Genomic DNA, 16,573 nt, shown 5'->3' with positions numbered 1-16,573 from the left:
CGTCTTGAGAACAGGATTTATCGCTTACAGCTATATATCCGGACGAAGGCTTTGGCTAAGGTGAGCGAATCGATGTCGGAGAGTTCTGATGACTGCTGTAGATTTGACTGCGATGCCTCGCGTATTGATTGCTGAATCGGATCCGTGGGTTCGTGAAACCCTCAGTGATCTGGTGTTGAGCGTGCGGGCTGACGTCGAATTGGAGATGTGCAGCGACGGCAAGCAGGCCGTCGAATGGATCAAGAAACATCTGCCGGACCTGGTGGTAGCGGCCAGAGAGTTGCCGGTTATCGACGGTTTGAGTCTGCTGCGGGGCATCCGCGCCTTGCGTCGTCAGCCTCCCATTCCCTTTATTCTGCTCAGCAACCGTAGCGACAGCGCCAGCGTGCGCGAAGTCCTGCCGCTTGCGCCTACGGCTTACCTGACCAAACCTCTGAATACCGAAGGGCTGCGTCAGCGCCTTGAAGGCCTGTTGCTGGAGCGTCGTGCCCCCGTGCCGGGTGAGATGCCTGCACTGACGCCAGGGTTGACCCTGACCAGATTTCTCGAAAAAAGACGTGATGTGGCTGATGGCGCGCCACTGTTTGTGGATGTCGCCACCGCGCTCAAGCTCAGCCAGAGTGGCGGTAGCATCGATGCTGCCTTGCTCGAGCAGGAGTTGCGCAACGACCCTCACATTACGGCGGTACTGATCGCGGCCGCCAATAGCGCGGCGCAGCATCTGGGCAAGCCTGTCCAGACCCTGGGGTTGGCCATTGGCGTGCTGGGCGCGGTACAGAGTGCGAGTATTGTGACCGCCCTTGCCAAGAAGCGCATGGCGGTGCTGACAAACGATGCACTGCTGGTCGAGGCCAGCAAGTTCTGGACAATGTCGCAACGCACAGCGGATTACGCACGCATTCTGGGTGGCATGCTGGAACTCGATGTCGAGCGATGCTTCTGCGCGGGTCTGCTGCAGTCGCTGGGGGATCTGGCGGTGCTGGGCTGTCTGCAGGAGTGGCTGCTGGCGGGTGGCCATCTGGACGAAGAGGTGATCAGGCAATCTCTGGAACAATACTCTGCTGCCTACGGCTCAGCCTTGCGCACTCGCTGGCGTCTGCCGCTTGAGCTGCGTGAGCTGATTGCTGCGGTGTATCAGTACAACACCGGCATCTATACCCGCGAAGTGCTGGCCATGAACCTCGCCGGGCAGATGGCCCGTCTGGGGGAGCATGAAAGCGTGACGACGCTGGTCAAGACCAAGTCTGCCAAGTTGCTGAAACTGAGCGTTGGCGACTTGCAGCGCCTGCGCAAGAAGCTCACGGGCGTAACCGACCCAAGCCTGCTGGCGCCGGTGGTGGCTGAAGTGGCAGAGTCTGAGCCTGAACAGGAGGCTGATACGGATCTGCTGGATATTACGTCAGAGCCTGTGGATCCGGGAGTTGCCAGTACCGAAGACCCGGGCGTCGGGGTTCAGGAGTTGCCGAAGGGGTGAGGTTTTTCGCGAATGAATTCATTCGCGAAGGCCTCACACCAGAACAATCTGGTTCTTGCCCTGACGCTTTGCCTGATACATGGCTGCATCCGCTCGTGCATAGAGCGCTTCCAGGCTGGTGTCTTCCGGGCCCAGGTTAGTCAGGCCCTGGCTGGCAGTGATGCCGAACGTCGTGTTATTGCACTGGAAGCTCTGGCGCTGGATTTCACGTTGCAGGCGCTCGGCGATCTGCATGGCCATCTCAGGAGCACAGCCAGGAAATACCGCTGCAAACTCTTCCCCGCCAATACGCCCGAACAGATCACCGCGACGTAACGCAGAGCGGCCGCTTTCGGCGATACGCTGCAGCACCACATCACCCTCCTGGTGGCCGTAAGTATCGTTGACCAGTTTGAAGTCATCGACGTCCAGCAGCAGAAAGGCCAATGGTGTGTCATTGAGCCGTGCCAGCTCGAACTCGCGCTGGGCGCACTCGAAGAAGTGACGACGGTTGCTGCTCTGGGTCAGTACGTCGGTGGTGGCCAGGCGCTGCAGTTCGTCTTCGAGGTGTTTTTTCTCGGTGATGTCTTCGGCGATGCCGACCACTATCAGGCGCTGGCTGGGATCGGTGCGGTGGCTGACGAAGCATTTGTCGCTCAGCCAGCGGATCTCGCCATCGGCCCGGATGATCCGGTATTCGCGATCTTCGATGGAGCCTTTTTCGATGACGTCGCTCAGGCTGCGTTCGGCATAGTTCAGGTCATCGGGATAGATACTGTCGCGCCATTCCGCGAAGTCAGCCAGCAGCAGGCCTGCCGAGCGTCCGAATATCTTCTCGTAAGCAGGGCTGACATAGACCATGCGCTGGGTTTCCCAGTCGAATGCCCACAGTACGGCATTGACGCTCACCAGCAGTGAACTGAAGAGTTGTTCGCGCTCGCTCAGGCGAGCTACTTCTGCCTGGGCATGCATCAGGGCCAGCAGGGTTTCTGCTGCCGCGGGCATCTCGGCTATTTGCGTGGCCGTGGGTAGGGCGATTGCTGTCTGCTTTTCCATCGTGCGGCATCTCAAATGACGTGCGGCCAAGGCCGCAGCATCCACCCAAACGGATTATGGGGAAGCCTTTGAGATTGATTTTCAGGAGGGAAGTTCCGGTATCGGCGCGCCCAGGTGGGCACGCCGATCAACGGTGTCAGGCTTGAGCGGGGCGCAGGGAGTAGGTTTTCAGCTGATCTGCAAAGTCGCGCAGTGACTGAATACCGCTGGCCTCGGCTTCCTGTACCCAGTCCTTGATGGCGCTGAGCATGTCATGACCGTTGCTGCTGGTCTTGAGCCAGATCTGTTGCAGGGCAAGGCGTTTCTCGTAGATCACTTTCAGGGCATGACTGTGTTCGAGCATGGCCTGGATGCGTACGTGATGCTTGTCCTCCAGCAGGCTGGTTTCCCGGGAAAGCAGGCGTTTGGCGCGGTGGAACTGGTGACGCACCGAGGCGTCGGCCTTGGCCAGCTCCTGTGCAACCAGCGGGCCGATGACCAGCTTGCGGTACTGAGCCATGATCTGGAAGCGGTTGTTGAGGATCGCCATGGCGGTGTCCATGTCCATATGGCCCTTGCCTTCGACCCGGTGGGCAATCGGCGCGACCCGCTGGACCTTGGCCAGGCGCAGTGCGCTGAACAGCTTGATCCAGGCCCAGCCCATGTCGAACTCCCATGGCTTGACCGACAGCTTGGCCGAGTTTGGGTAGGTGTGATGGTTGTTGTGCAGCTCTTCACCACCGATCACGATGCCCCATGGCACCAGATTGGTCGCCGCATCGCGGCACTCGAAGTTGCGATAGCCCACGGCATGACCCAGACCGTTGACCACGCCAGCGGCCCAGAACGGAATCCACATCATCTGCACGGCCCAGACGGTGATACCGAGCACGCCGAACAGCGCCAGATCGATGACGGCCATCAGGGCGATGCCCAGCATCTTGTAGCGCGAATAGAGGTTGCGCTCGATCCAGTCTTCGGGACAGTTCTTGCCGTAGATGCGCAGGGTGTCCTGATTCTGCGCCTCGGCACGGTACAGTTCGGCACCTTTGCGCAGAACGGTGGAGAGGCCCTTGACGACCGGACTGTGCGGGTCATCGGCGGTTTCGCATTTTGCGTGGTGCTTGCGGTGGATGGCTGTCCACTCGCGGGTGTTCTGCGCCGTGGTCAGCCACAGCCAGAAACGGAAGAAGTGTTTGAGCCCGGCGTTGAGTTCCAGGGAGCGGTGAGCGGAGTAGCGATGCAGGTAAACCGTAACGCCGACGATGGTCACGTGGGTCATTACCAGCGTGACTGCTATTAACTGCCAGACGGAAAGGTCGAGCAAACCGTTGTACCACATAGGCTGTTTGGCCCTCGGTAGAGACGCGTGTGAAAAACAAAGTAACAAGCGCATTATCACTTAGCTTTCACAGAAAACCAGTCGCTCTTTTAGATAAGAGTCGCAGGATGTTTCTTGCTTTATAATCCGGTCATTTTGTAAGGCTTTATGCATTCTTATGAACAATTCTTCTTATGAGGCCCTGCGGACCGCGCTTTTGTACGGGTTGTCCTCTGTTTTGTGGTTTGTGGCGTGCGACGAGCTGCTGCCACATTGGATCGAAGAACCGGCTCGATTGGCCTTCTGGCAGCAGGTTGGAGTCTATCTCTGGGTAGTGCTCAGCGCGGTCATGGTGTTTATCGCCCGTGGCCGATTGATCAGGTTCATAGGCATCGATGCGCAGTTGCGTCGCCAGCAGGAGGAAGATCAGGAGCGCCTGCGGCTGGCTTCGGCGGTCTTCGACAGCACCCGCGAAGGGGTATTGGTAACCGATGAAAAGGGCCTGATCGTTCATGTGAACCGCGCCTTCATGGAAATCACCGGCTATCAGGCCGATGAAGTGCTGGGCTTCAACCCGAGCAAATTCAAGTCCGGGCGCCACGGCCCCGAGTTCTATCGGCAGATGTACCGTTCCATTCTCAGTGCCGGGCAATGGAGTGGCGAAATCTGGAACCGGCGCAAGAGCGGCGACATTTATCCACAGTGGCAGAGTATTCGTGGCATCAAGGATCAGGATGGCCAGATCAGGCACTTCGTGGCGGTGTTCTCGGACATCACGGCCATCAAGCGCTCCGAGCAGGAACTGGCCCAACTGGCTCATTACGACGCCCTGACAGACCTGCCCAATCGGCTGCTGTTCACTGATCGTGCCACTCAGGCGCTGGCCCATGCCCGCTCCAGCAAACGCGGTTGTGCCTTGCTGCTCATCGACCTCGACCACTTCAAGAACATCAATGACAGCCTGGGCCACAGCGTTGGCGATCAGGTGCTCAAGGCAGTGGCCGAGCGCCTGAAGAGCCTGTTCGACAGCGAACTGACCCTGGCGCGACTGGGCGGCGACGAGTTTGCGCTGCTGGTGAAGAATTGCCAGCAGAGCGTGCAGGCCGCCGCCCTGGCCCAGCAGATCATCGACAGTTTCAAGAAGCCTTTTCTGCTCGATGATCACGAGCTGTTCATGACCGCCAGTATCGGTATCAGCCTGTTCCCCGGCGACGCGCTGACGGTTGTGCAATTGCTGCGCAATGCAGATTCTGCCTTGTTCAAGGCCAAGAGCGACGGGCGCGAAGGTTATGCGCTGTATACCGAAGAACTCACGGCGCATGCCCAGCAGCGGGTTGAACTGGCCAGTGAATTGCACCGGGCCATCGAGCAGCAGGAATTGCGGGTGTTCTACCAGCCGATTCATGACCTGCAGAACAGCCGTATCAAGGGGGTTGAGGCTCTGGTGCGCTGGGAACATCCAAGGCGTGGCATGGTGTCGCCGGGAGAATTCATTCCGATCGCCGAACAGAGCGGCCTGATTGCCGATATCGATGCCTGGGTGCTGAACACGGCCTGCCGCCAGATGCGCACCTGGCTGGAGGAGGGCGTTGACCTTTCCTTTGTGGCGGTGAATATCTCCAGCCGGCTGTTCAGCCATGGTGATCTGGACTTACAAGTGGCTCAGGTGCTGCGCGATACCGGGCTCGACCCTGGCTTTCTGGAACTGGAGGTCACCGAAAGCGCGGTAATGGACGACCCCGAGCAGGCCATTGAACAACTGCATAGATTGCGCAATCTGGGCCTGAGCCTGGCCATCGATGATTTCGGCACCGGTTATTCATCGCTGCTGCGGCTCAAGCGCATGCCGGTGCAAAAGCTGAAGATCGATCAGGGGTTCGTTGCCGGCTTGCCTGTCGATGAGGACGATATCGCGATTGTGCGCATCATCATTGCCCTGGCAAGGAGTATGGGGATGCGGGTGCTGGCTGAAGGCATCGAGCAGGCCGAGCAGGCGGGTTTCCTGTTGGAAAATGGCTGTCAGTTGGGGCAAGGCTATTGGTTCGCTCGGCCGATGCCTGCTGAAAAGATCGACTGGTTGCGAGCGCCGGACTTTCGCCAGCCCGTTATCTGAATAATTTTTATCTGTGCAATCCAGGCCCGCCGGGGGCGTGCAACGCGCTCCGGCTGCATGCTGCAACGCCAAATGACTTTTGGTTATATCTGCATTCTTAAATAGTCTTTTTAAGAATAACTCTGCGTATCTAATATTGCCTCACCGCCACAAGCCATCGCCCCCAGTCGCGACAGGCAGGCATCTCAAATTTCAAGGAATACGATTATGAGCGCATCTCTACGTAGTGTTGACGGTCAGGACGAAGCAGCAATTCTGCGTGAAATTCAGAGTGCGCTGCGTGACCTGCGTTTTGGCGCCGTCGAAATCACTGTGCATAACGCCCAAGTGGTTCAGATCGAGCGTAAGGAAAAGTTTCGTTTGCAGAACTCTGGCGCCAAGCCGAGCTGATTGCATACCCGACTGGTTAACCGGAGGGCTTCACTTTGACTCCTGATACACCCGTGAACAGCAGCGCTCCATTCCGAATGCGGTTTTGAAGCGCCAAGAAGAATCCAAAAAAAGCCAACACTTAGAATTTCCAGGAGCTCCACCTTATGTCAATTCGCCGTTTCGCTTTGGCTGCTCTGGCCAGCGCTGTTTTTGCAGGTTCCGCTGTTGCAAAGGATTATGAATTGCTCAACGTGTCCTATGATCCGACACGCGAGCTGTATCAGGAGTACAACGCAGAGTTCGCCAGCTACTGGAAAAAGGCTCATCCGGACGACACCGTCACCGTCAAGCAGTCCCACGGTGGTTCGGGCAAGCAAGGCCGTGCTGTCATCGACGGCCTGCGCGCTGACGTCGTGACCCTGGCTTTGGCCGGTGACATCGACGAAATCGCCAAGCTGGGCAAGACCCTGCCAGAGAACTGGCAGACTCGCCTGCCAGATGCCAGCACGCCTTACACCTCGACCATCGTGTTCCTGGTGCGCAAGGGCAACCCTAAAGGCATCAAGGATTGGGGCGACCTGATCAAGAAGGATGTCTCGGTTATCACTCCGAACCCCAAAACCAGCGGCGGTGCGCGCTGGAACTTCCTGGCGGCATGGGCCTATGGCCTGAAGTCCGGTGGCAGCGAAGCCAAGGCCAAGGAGTACGTACAGACCCTGTTCAAGCATGTGCCGATCCTGGACACCGGTGCTCGCGGTTCGACCATTACCTTCGTCAACAACGGTCAGGGTGACGTGTTGCTGGCCTGGGAAAACGAAGCGTTCCTGGCTCTGAAGGAAGATGGCGGCAACGACAAGTTCGATATCGTCGTACCTTCCCTGTCGATCCTGGCCGAGCCGCCTGTTGCGGTCGTCGACAAGAACGCCGAGAAGAAAGGCAACACCGAAATCGCTACCGAATACCTGAAGCACCTGTACAGCAAGGCAGGTCAGGAAATCGCAGCCAAGAACTTCTACCGCCCGCGTGATCCGGAAGTTGCCGCCAAATACGAGAAGCAATTCCCGAAACTGGAGCTGGTAACTATCGACAAAGACTTTGGCGGCTGGAAAACTGCGCAGCCGAAATTTTTCAATGACGGCGGTGTGTTCGACCAGATCTACCAAGCGCAGTAATCTGTGCAGCCAGGCGGCATTGCTCGATCAAGCAGTGTCGCCCAGGACACGTTCATGAGCCCGGATTCGTTTCCGGGCTTTGTGCAAGCGCAACCAAGGACTTTTATGTCGCGTCGTATCTCCCCCGTCATACCCGGCTTCGGGCTGACGCTGGGCTACACCTTGGTGTACCTCAGTCTCATTGTGCTCATACCGCTGGCGGCCATGTTCGTTCATGCCGCGCAGCTCACCTGGGATCAGTTCTGGACCATCATCACCGCTCCGCGCGTGATCGCTGCCTTGAAGCTGAGTTTCGGTACCGCGTTCTACGCAGCCCTGATCAATGGCGTCATCGGTACGCTGCTGGCCTGGGTGCTGGTGCGCTATACCTTCCCCGGCCGCAAGATCATCGATGCGATGATCGATCTGCCGTTCGCCTTGCCCACCGCCGTTGCCGGTATCGCGCTGACCGCGCTTTACGCACCCAATGGTCTGGTCGGGCAGTTCGCCACGGATCTGGGTTTCAAGATCGCCTACACCCCGCTGGGTATCACCCTGGCGCTGACGTTCGTGACCATGCCGTTTGTGGTGCGTACCGTGCAACCCGTACTGGCTGATATTCCCCGTGAGGTCGAAGAAGCGGCGGCCTGTCTGGGCGCTCGCCCGTTGCAGGTGTTTCGCTACATTCTGGTGCCTGCCTTGTTGCCCGCGTGGCTGACCGGGTTTGCCCTGGCCTTTGCCCGTGGCGTCGGTGAGTACGGCTCGGTGATCTTCATCGCCGGTAACATGCCGATGAAAACCGAAATCCTGCCGCTGTTGATCATGGTCAAGCTGGACCAGTACGACTACACCGGTGCGACGGCTATCGGCGTGATGATGCTGGTGGTTTCCTTCATTCTGTTGCTGCTGATCAACTTGTTGCAGCGACGCATCGAAACCCCATCCTGAGGAGGCGCGCATGTCTTATTCATCTGTTTCTGCCGCCGCCGATGCCAACGCTGCACGCCGTGGTAACTCCACAGCGCGCCGGGTCCTGATCGGCCTTGGCTGGCTGATCTTTGCCCTGTTTCTGGGCCTGCCGCTGTTCATCGTGGTTTCCCAGGGGCTGAAAAACGGTCTGGGTGCGTTCTTCTCCGCGATTCTTGAGCCCGATGCGCTGTCGGCCCTCAAGTTGACGGTGATTGCGGTGCTGATCTCGGTCCCGCTGAACCTGATCTTCGGCGTCAGCGCCGCCTGGTGCGTGAGCAAGTACTCGTTCCGGGGCAAGAGCATTCTGGTGACCCTGATCGACCTGCCGTTCTCGGTATCGCCGGTCATCGCCGGTCTGGTCTATGTGCTGATGTTCGGTGCCCAGGGCCTGTTCGGGCCGTGGTTGCAGGACCATGACATCCAGATCGTCTTTGCCCTGCCGGGCATTGTGCTGGCGACCATTTTCGTGACCGTGCCTTTCGTGGCCCGTGAACTGATCCCGCTGATGCAGGAGCAGGGCACCCAGGAAGAAGAGGCCGCACGCCTTCTGGGCGCCAATGGCTGGCAGATGTTCTGGCACGTCACGGTACCCAATATCAAATGGGGTCTGATCTACGGCGTGGTGCTCTGTACCGCACGGGCCATGGGTGAGTTCGGTGCGGTGTCGGTGGTGTCCGGCCACATCCGCGGCGTTACCAATACCCTGCCGCTGCACGTCGAAATCCTCTACAACGAGTACAACCACGTGGCAGCTTTTGCCGTGGCGAGCTTGTTGCTGATCCTGGCGCTGTTCATCCTGCTGCTCAAGCAGTGGAGCGAATCCCGCATTAACCGTCTGCGCCAAAGCGCGGCGGAGGAATAAATCATGTCGATCGAAGTCCGTAACGTCAGCAAGAACTTCAACGCCTTCAAGGCCCTGAACGCTATCAATCTGGATATCCAGAGTGGCGAGCTGGTTGCCTTGCTCGGCCCGTCAGGCTGCGGCAAGACCACCTTGCTGCGCATCATTGCCGGTCTGGAAACCCCGGATGCAGGCAGCATCGTGTTCCACGGTGAAGATGTATCCGGTCATGATGTCCGCGACCGTAATGTCGGGTTCGTATTCCAGCACTATGCGCTGTTCCGGCACATGACCGTGTTCGACAACGTCGCCTTTGGCTTGCGCATGAAGCCCAAGAATCAGCGCCCGAACGAAACCCAGATCGCTGCCAAGGTTCACGAGCTGTTGAACATGGTGCAACTGGACTGGCTGGCCGACCGTTACCCCGAGCAGCTTTCCGGTGGTCAGCGTCAGCGTATCGCCCTGGCGCGTGCCCTGGCGGTCGAGCCCAAGGTGCTGCTGCTGGACGAGCCGTTCGGTGCGCTGGATGCCAAGGTTCGTAAAGAACTGCGCCGCTGGCTGGCGCGTCTGCACGAAGACATCAACCTGACGTCGGTCTTCGTGACCCACGACCAGGAAGAAGCCATGGAAGTGGCAGACCGCATCGTGGTGATGAACAAGGGCGTGATCGAGCAGATCGGTTCGCCGGGTGAAGTGTACGAGGCGCCATCCAACGACTTCGTCTATCACTTCCTGGGTGATTCGAACCGCCTGAGTCTGGGCGACGGCCACGTGCTGTTCCGTCCCCACGAAGTATCGCTGTCGCGTCAGGAGCTGGAAGACCATCACGCTGCTGAAGTCCGCGATATCCGTCCGCTGGGTGCGACCACGCGAGTGACCCTCAAGGCCGAAGGTCAGAGCGATCTGATCGAAGTTGAAGTGGTGAAAGATCACGACAGCCTGGTCGGTCTGGCGCGGGGCGAGACGTTGTTCTTCAAGCCGAAGGTCTGGCAGAAGGTTTCGGGCGTCTAGTACCCGGTAGGAGCGAATTCATTCGCGAATGAATTCGCTCCTACCGCGTTACACGGCGGCTTTTGGTGTGTTGCGCCGCACCGGCCCTGCACGCTCTTCGATCGCATGCTGCAATGGCTTGCGCATCCCCGCCAGAAACGCCAGTTCTGCCACGACGAATAATGGACCGATGATCAGGCCTGTCACGTCGTCGATGAATGCCGGCTTGCGGCCTTCGTAGTAATGGCCGATGAACTGGATGATCCAGCCGATTACAAACAACCCGACTCCCGCACTCAGCCAGACCATGGTGGTCTGTTGCGCCAGATTCGCACCTGCCCAGATGCAAAGCCCGAGCATCACGGCCATCACCAGCCCCAGCGCCCGATCCAGCTTGAGATAGAACACGGTCGAGGCCAGCGCAACGAGCGCCGCAGGCGATAACCAGAACCCGCCCACGTCCCAGCCCGGACGCGACAGCAATACCGCCACAGCCAGCACGATCAGGGGTATTCCCACGAAGTGGGTCACGATATTGCGCGAATCGCGGTGATACGCCGCGTATTGGCTGAGATGATCGACAAGGTTTTTCATTATTATTCCTGCCTGAGACGATTATCGGGTTGGGCTACCGTATCGCTTTTGCAATACGAGCGTTTGGAAAAAAAGGGAGCAAACATGACAAATGGAGCGGGATGGCGGTCACGATTACTGTCCGATTACTGGTTTAGCTATTTACCAGCCGACTTGCAGGATAGCTTGCTTGACGCTGCTCGGCAGCGGCGCAAGACACCCGGCAAACTGCTGTTTGAAAAAGGCGACCCTCCGTGCGGGCTTTATGTCCTGCTCGAAGGTTCTGTGCGCATGGGTGGCATTGACGAACAGCGCCTTGCGCCACGGCTCAAGGAGGTCCGGCCGCCTTACTGGTTTGGCGAGGTCTCACTGTTTGACGGCATGCCCCGCATGCTGGATGCCTACTCGGTGGATCAGACGATCTTCCTGCAGATTCCCCATGAAACACTCGTCCAGTGGCTCGAAAAGAACCCGCAACACTGGCGTTATTTCGAGTCATTGCTCAGCCACAAGCTGGGCCTGGCCTTGCCTGGCACCGAGAAGATGAAACAACTGCCCGCCCGTGCCCGAGTGGCCTGGCGCTTGTTGTTGCTGTGCGAAGGCTATGGTCACTTGAGCCACGCACGACGCCTTGTCACGCTGGACGACATCCTGGCCACGGACACCTTGTCGCTGTCCCGACCTGACGTACTCGAAGCCCTCGACGATCTGCATCAACGCAAGATCGTGCGTCTTGGCGATGAACTGGTGGAAGTCTTCGACGTGGTCGGTTTGCGTAAGGTGGCCAATTTTTCGAGGGGCAGGGTGTTGATCTGATTCCAGTCTAAAACGGCTTTGCCTGGATAGCTGCAAGGGCCAGTTGTTCTTCCATCATCCATGTGGCCGATACTTGGCAGCGAGCCTTGACCAGATCATGCACCTTTGAAAATTCATCGATCAGATTACGTTTGAATATCGGCTCATGGTGCGCAATCCGGTTACGTAGCAGGCGGATTGCTTCCAGATCCGTTGCCAGCCTCAATCGATGATCGGATACCGTCTTTGTCTGGTCCAGATTCGGGAACAGGGAAAAGAGGTGTGTGTTCCAGATCCGTTGATCATGGCGGCTCGTAAGCATCTTTTCCCAGAACACGAATTTGAGCTCGACAATAATGCGGTCTGTGGTGCGAAAACGCGTACGGGTGTCGATCAGGTCTTGGCGCTGTTGGTAACCATAGCCTTTGGAAACAGGCAGGCTGTTCTCAAAGTTTTTGTCCCAAGGCCAATGATCCCCATAAACCGACTTCAGGGCATCCGATACAGCATTACGTACAGCCACCTCACAAATGTGGAGTGGCGTCAGCAAGGCACCAGAAACGTGTGCATTCCAGGCATAGAGCGTCACTGCATCTTCGCAGGAGAGTCCTGCTACCTTGGCAGCGGCCTCATAAGTTGCAAATCTTGCTGGCGATAAAGCAAGCCGGATAGCGGGCGCGATAGGTGGAGCAAGCGTTGACGACAATGGTGAATATCCTTATATTGCCTTCACTAGCCGAGGGAAACGAGGGCGAAAGCCTCCACCCGCGGACATATGAAAGTAGTTCACGAAAAACCCACCTCACGGTGGGTTTTTCGTTTTCGGCGCTGAATTTACCAGCAAATTTTCAACGCCTCCACGCCTGATCGCTGTGATGCACTATGAGGTTTGCATGGTTTTGTCATTGGGCTGATCAGGCTGGATGCAGGTGATCTAGAGCCCGCCAATCACCTCGTCAACTCATTGCGATATTGCTCAGGTGTCTGCCCCGTCCAGCGTTTGAAGGCGCGGTTCAGGCTGTCGATATTGGCAAAGCCCAGCAGGTAGGCGGCTTCGCTCAGTGAGACCTGCGGGTCGCTCATGTGCAGCAGTGCCAGGTTCTGGCGACATTGCTTGAGCAGCAGGTCATAACGACAGCCTTCGTCGGCCAGGTGCCGTTGCAGGCTGCGCGGGCTCAGGTTCAAGGCCTGGGCAATGCTTTCGGCGGAGGGTTCACCTTCCGGTAGCAGGTTCTCGATGGCCGAGCGTACGCGCTGTTCCCAGATCAGCGGCTGGAGCTGCTCGCCGTTGGGAGGTGGCTCGCTCAGTTGCGAGGGGTTGTCGTCCAGATGGCTGTCGAAGTCGGCGCACGCGAATGTCAGCAGGTTTTCTGTTGCCGAGAAGTACAGTCGCGCACGGAAGAAGTCCTGCCAGGGTTGGGGATTGGCGGGTGCGGGTCGCTGCAAGTGGACGCTCAGCGGGGCATAGTTGCGGCCCAGCCGGTTACGGCAGGTGCGCACATAAATGGCGGCAAACGCATCCAGCACTTCATGGGCGGGTGCCGCAGAACCTGCCGGTGCATTGAAGCGAAGCTCGTAGTGCTCATCGACTCGCTTGAAGCTCAAGGCCAGTGCGTCATCGGCCATCGAGTGATAGCGCACGATGCGCTCGAATACTTCCCGCAAGGACTCGCTGGCCACCAGGGTGTAGCCCAGTGCATGAAAGGTGGTAGGGCTGACGAAGCGCGAGACTCGCAAGCCCAGCGCCGGATCATGGCTGGCGTCAACCGCCAGTTGCCAGAGCCGATGGGTTGCGTCTGGTGAGTATTCGGCGTTGGGAGCGTCAATGAGGTGGGGATCAAGTCCGGCGTCCTTGCACAGCGCAAAGCTGTCCAGGCCCAGAACATCGAGTTGTTTGCGCAAGGCGCGGGTCCAGGTGGCAAAGCTGTTTGACTCGGGCATATGAACGACCCTTCCTGTCATCGATTGTTACTCACGTCGGGCGGTGCCGACAGGTATCGATCGCAACTCCTTTGCCCGATACCGAAGTCAGAGCATGGAAGCATTTATGACAATTGTGCAAGTGCTGGCTGACTGAATGCATAACGAGTCATATGAAGACGCTGGTGATCGAGCCACGTTGTGATGTGCATCCTCTGTAGCTTTCCTGTAACCCGTCGGGTTTATCTTCCTTCCTGAAAGCAATTTTTAGAGGGATCGTCCTTGAGACAGGGGGCGGTTCCTTTTTTTTGTGCCTTATATTTATTTTGGTTATTAATAAATAGCTACTTATTCCTTATCGGATATAAGTTTCCTCCCTATACTCGTTCCATGAGTGCCCACATGCAGGAGGCGAACCCATGCATAACGAGTCGATCCGTTACCTGATCGTGCCAGGCTGGCAAGGGTCGCCTGAGGATCATTGGCAAAGTCACTGGCAGGCCAGTCTCCCCAACAGCGCGCGCGTCGAGCAGTACGACTGGCTCAAGCCGCGCCGTGAGGATTGGGTTGGCGAGTTGCAGCGCATGATTTCTGCGCAAGACACGCCGGTGATCCTGATCGCTCATAGCCTGGGTTGCATCACCGTTGCACATTGGGCGCAACTGGCTCCGCTGGAGTCCTTGCGTCAGGTGCATGGTGCGCTGCTGGTGGCCCCCGCTGATGTGGAGCGCCCCAACTGCCCTCCTGCATTACGTAATTTTGCACCGATTCCCCAGGACCTCCTGCCGTTCCCGACGCAGATCGTCAGCTCGGACAACGATCCTGCCGTCAGCTCCCAGCGTGCCCTGGAAATGGCTCGCAACTGGGGCGCGGAAGTCGGGTTCCTGAGTCAGGCGGGGCATATCAACGTCAAGTCGGGTCATCAACGCTGGGAGCAGGGTTTCGCTTACCTGTACCGCCTGCAGAACCGTTTGGAACAGCACGCACGTCGTCGGGCATGAGTTCATACCTGGCTGCCATATCACGTTTTCGTCGGGCCATTTCGGGTCTGCCTGTTTTTAACGCTTGAGTCTGGCAAGGCTCAGGCGGGAGTTTGTCATGAGCCTTGAAAATTTTGGTCAGCCGCTGCTGACGTTCCCTGAAGCGGACAAGAGTCCCCTCAGTATCCGCGCCAAAGCACTGGTTTTCATCGATCCACGTTCTCGTCAGTTGCGCGAAGAAATGGAGCAACTGGCCCCGCGCTCGTTGCCGGTTCTGATTCGCGGCGAGTCCGGCACCGGCAAGGAATTGCTGGCGCGGCACATTCACCGTGGCAGTGATCGCTCCGGGCTGTTCGTATCGGTCAACTGCGGTGCCATCAGCCCGTCTTACGCCGATGCAGAGTTGTTCGGTTATGCCGCAGGCGTCCACAGCGTTTCGGGGAGCAGCCGGGCCGGCTGGTTCGGGTCGGCCAATGGTGGCACTCTGTATCTGGATGAAATCGGCGACTTGCCGCTGCCGATTCAGATCAAGCTGCTGTCGGCGCTGGAAAACCATGAAGTCACCCGCGTCGGCGCAAATCAACCCAGTCCTGTAGATGTGCGGCTGGTGGCTGCAACCAGTATCGACCTGGCACAGGCTGTGGAAGCCGGGAAGTTTCACGAGCGGCTTTATCACTACCTGAGCGAAGGGCGGCTCGATCTGCCGGCCTTGCGCGAACAGCCCGGCAACATCCTGCCATTGGCGGAATACTTCGTGGGCATCTACAGCCAGCGTCTGAACCTGCCGGTGCAGTTGCTCAGCGATGAGGCGCAGCATGCCCTGCAATCCCATAGCTGGCCTGGCAATACACGGGAGCTGGAAAACGTCATTCACTTTGCGCTGCTGGTCAGCAGTGGCGAAGAGATTCTGCCGGAACACCTGAATCTGCCGCAAAGCACCAATCCGGTTGCTGAGGTCGAGCGGCTGGTGGGGCAGATACTGGTGGATGCCAAGGAAGAACAGCTTCTGGCCGTAAAACGCCTGCTGGAGCGTATTCAGTCCAAGGATTGAAACGTCGCCCTGTTTTTGTCCTGCGCCCCTTATGGGGCGTTTTTTTTGCTTGCGAGACGGTGGGTGAAATCAAACAGGTATAAGGACTTATCAAAAAAATCTTTTCTAGGAATAAGAAAGCCCGGTAATGTCCGCTCCATGCCCCCGATAGCCTCTGCATCGCGGGCAACACATTGGTGAGCTGTCGTTTTCCACGACTTTGATTTTCCTAAGGACATTGCATGAAAAAGACCTTGTTGTTGACCGCTCTGGCGGCTGCGCTTTCCATTGGCCTGGCTCAGGCTGGCGAAAAACTGGTGGTTGGCGCGACACCTGTCCCACACGCTGAAATTCTGGAGCTGATCAAGCCAACCCTGGCCAAGGAAGGCGTGGATCTGGAAGTCAAGGTCTTCACCGATTACGTGCAGCCTAACGTGCAGCTCAACGAGAAGCGTCTGGACGCCAACTACTTCCAGACCAAGCCTTATCTGGATGGCTTCAACAAGGGCAAGGGCGCCAAACTGGTGACCGGCGTCGGCGTTCACGTAGAACCTTTCGGTGCTTACTCCTCCAAGTACAAGAAGCTGGCCGACCTGCCTGAAGGCGCAACCGTTGCCATTCCGAACGAGGCCAGCAACGGCGGCCGTGCGCTGCTTCTGCTGCAGAAGGGCGGCCTGATTACCCTCAAGGATCCGACCAACGCGCTGTCGACGCTGAAAGACATCGCGACCAACCCGAAAAAACTGAAGTTCCGCGAACTGGAATCGGCTTTGCTGCCGCGCTCGCTGGGCCAGGTTGACCTTGCTCTGATCAACACCAACTACGCGCTGGAAGCCAAGCTGAGCCCACGCAAGGATGCGCTGATCATCGAAGGCTCCGATTCGCCATACGTGAACTACCTGGTAACTCGTGAAGACAACGCCAATAGCGACGCTATCCAGAAGCTGTCCAAGGCGTTGACCAGCCCTGAAGTGAAGGAATTCATCAACAAGAAGTACGACGGCGCGGTATTGCCAGCGTTCTGATTGTC

The 16,573-nt window shown here is 57.9% G+C and carries 16 protein-coding genes; 11 read left to right on the top strand and 5 right to left on the bottom strand.

Features of this window, described 5'->3' with window-relative positions; all coding sequences use genetic code 11:
- Positions 1 to 88 precede the first annotated feature (88 nt).
- The gene (locus tag K5D32_RS20680; protein WP_221601645.1) at positions 89 to 1,474 is read left to right on the top strand and encodes a response regulator; all 1,386 of its coding nucleotides are present in this window, start codon (positions 89 to 91) and stop codon (positions 1,472 to 1,474) included.
- A 33-nt stretch (positions 1,475 to 1,507) separates the two neighbouring features.
- On the opposite strand, the gene K5D32_RS20675 is transcribed toward K5D32_RS20680, so the two are convergent.
- Both K5D32_RS20675 and desA read right to left on the bottom strand, forming a co-directional pair.
- Positions 1,508 to 2,509 carry a sensor domain-containing diguanylate cyclase gene (locus K5D32_RS20675; RefSeq protein ID WP_025258052.1) on the bottom strand — a complete coding sequence of 334 codons (1,002 nt, stop codon included), beginning with the start codon at positions 2,507 to 2,509 and terminating at the stop codon, positions 1,508 to 1,510.
- A gap of 136 nt (positions 2,510 to 2,645) precedes the next feature.
- The gene (desA, locus tag K5D32_RS20670; protein WP_025258053.1) at positions 2,646 to 3,830 is read right to left on the bottom strand and encodes a delta-9 fatty acid desaturase DesA; all 1,185 of its coding nucleotides are present in this window, start codon (positions 3,828 to 3,830) and stop codon (positions 2,646 to 2,648) included.
- Between the two features lie 157 nt (positions 3,831 to 3,987).
- Here desA and dibA point away from each other — a divergent pair, with 157 nt between their 5' ends.
- The 6 genes from dibA to K5D32_RS20640 all read left to right on the top strand — a co-directional run bounded on the left by dibA (position 3,988) and on the right by K5D32_RS20640 (position 10,266).
- Entirely contained in the window at positions 3,988 to 5,922 is a 1,935-nt protein-coding gene (gene dibA / locus K5D32_RS20665; RefSeq protein WP_221601643.1) for a phosphodiesterase DibA, read from the top strand.
- Between the two features lie 207 nt (positions 5,923 to 6,129).
- The gene (oscA, locus tag K5D32_RS20660; protein ID WP_025258055.1) at positions 6,130 to 6,312 is read left to right on the top strand and encodes a sulfur starvation response protein OscA; all 183 of its coding nucleotides are present in this window, start codon (positions 6,130 to 6,132) and stop codon (positions 6,310 to 6,312) included.
- 146 nt (positions 6,313 to 6,458) lie between these two features.
- Positions 6,459 to 7,466 carry a sulfate ABC transporter substrate-binding protein gene (locus K5D32_RS20655; RefSeq protein ID WP_025258056.1) on the top strand — a complete coding sequence of 336 codons (1,008 nt, stop codon included), beginning with the start codon at positions 6,459 to 6,461 and terminating at the stop codon, positions 7,464 to 7,466.
- A 105-nt stretch (positions 7,467 to 7,571) separates the two neighbouring features.
- Entirely contained in the window at positions 7,572 to 8,393 is an 822-nt protein-coding gene (gene cysT / locus K5D32_RS20650; RefSeq protein ID WP_025258057.1) for a sulfate ABC transporter permease subunit CysT, read from the top strand.
- A gap of 10 nt (positions 8,394 to 8,403) precedes the next feature.
- The gene (cysW, locus tag K5D32_RS20645; protein ID WP_117182584.1) at positions 8,404 to 9,276 is read left to right on the top strand and encodes a sulfate ABC transporter permease subunit CysW; all 873 of its coding nucleotides are present in this window, start codon (positions 8,404 to 8,406) and stop codon (positions 9,274 to 9,276) included.
- 3 nt (positions 9,277 to 9,279) lie between these two features.
- Complete coding sequence (locus K5D32_RS20640) at positions 9,280 to 10,266, top strand: sulfate/molybdate ABC transporter ATP-binding protein (RefSeq protein WP_221575494.1); 987 nt, start codon at positions 9,280 to 9,282, stop codon at positions 10,264 to 10,266.
- Between the two features lie 48 nt (positions 10,267 to 10,314).
- Here the strand turns inward: K5D32_RS20640 and K5D32_RS20635 are convergent, their stop codons facing one another.
- Positions 10,315 to 10,839 carry a DUF962 domain-containing protein gene (locus tag K5D32_RS20635; protein ID WP_221594612.1) on the bottom strand — a complete coding sequence of 175 codons (525 nt, stop codon included), beginning with the start codon at positions 10,837 to 10,839 and terminating at the stop codon, positions 10,315 to 10,317.
- 84 nt (positions 10,840 to 10,923) lie between these two features.
- On the opposite strand from K5D32_RS20635, the gene K5D32_RS20630 reads away from it, so the two are divergent.
- A complete protein-coding gene (locus tag K5D32_RS20630; protein WP_221575496.1) occupies positions 10,924 to 11,634 on the top strand; it encodes a Crp/Fnr family transcriptional regulator in 711 nt (236 codons plus the stop codon).
- Between the two features lie 7 nt (positions 11,635 to 11,641).
- On the opposite strand, the gene K5D32_RS20625 is transcribed toward K5D32_RS20630, so the two are convergent.
- Both K5D32_RS20625 and K5D32_RS20620 read right to left on the bottom strand, forming a co-directional pair.
- On the bottom strand, positions 11,642 to 12,319 hold the full coding sequence (locus K5D32_RS20625) for an Abi family protein (protein WP_221601641.1): 678 nt from the start codon (positions 12,317 to 12,319) through the stop codon (positions 11,642 to 11,644).
- Between the two features lie 242 nt (positions 12,320 to 12,561).
- Complete coding sequence (locus K5D32_RS20620) at positions 12,562 to 13,554, bottom strand: AraC family transcriptional regulator (protein WP_221601639.1); 993 nt, start codon at positions 13,552 to 13,554, stop codon at positions 12,562 to 12,564.
- 398 nt (positions 13,555 to 13,952) lie between these two features.
- Between K5D32_RS20620 and K5D32_RS20615 the strand changes: the two genes are divergently transcribed.
- The 3 genes from K5D32_RS20615 (at position 13,953) to K5D32_RS20605 (ending at position 16,568) form a co-directional block, all read left to right on the top strand.
- Positions 13,953 to 14,534, top strand: a complete 582-nt coding sequence (locus K5D32_RS20615) for an alpha/beta hydrolase (protein WP_025258063.1) — start codon at positions 13,953 to 13,955, stop codon at positions 14,532 to 14,534.
- A gap of 97 nt (positions 14,535 to 14,631) precedes the next feature.
- Positions 14,632 to 15,564 (top strand): sigma 54-interacting transcriptional regulator, encoded by a 933-nt coding sequence (locus K5D32_RS20610; protein ID WP_221575498.1) that lies wholly within the window; start codon positions 14,632 to 14,634, stop codon positions 15,562 to 15,564.
- A 221-nt stretch (positions 15,565 to 15,785) separates the two neighbouring features.
- Complete coding sequence (locus K5D32_RS20605; protein ID WP_216704652.1) at positions 15,786 to 16,568, top strand: MetQ/NlpA family ABC transporter substrate-binding protein; 783 nt, start codon at positions 15,786 to 15,788, stop codon at positions 16,566 to 16,568.
- The last annotated feature ends 5 nt before the right edge of the window (positions 16,569 to 16,573 follow it).

Source organism: Pseudomonas cichorii, assembly GCF_019719005.1.
Classification (GTDB): domain Bacteria; phylum Pseudomonadota; class Gammaproteobacteria; order Pseudomonadales; family Pseudomonadaceae; genus Aquipseudomonas; species Aquipseudomonas cichorii_E.
This window is presented reverse-complemented; position numbering and strand designations above follow the sequence as displayed.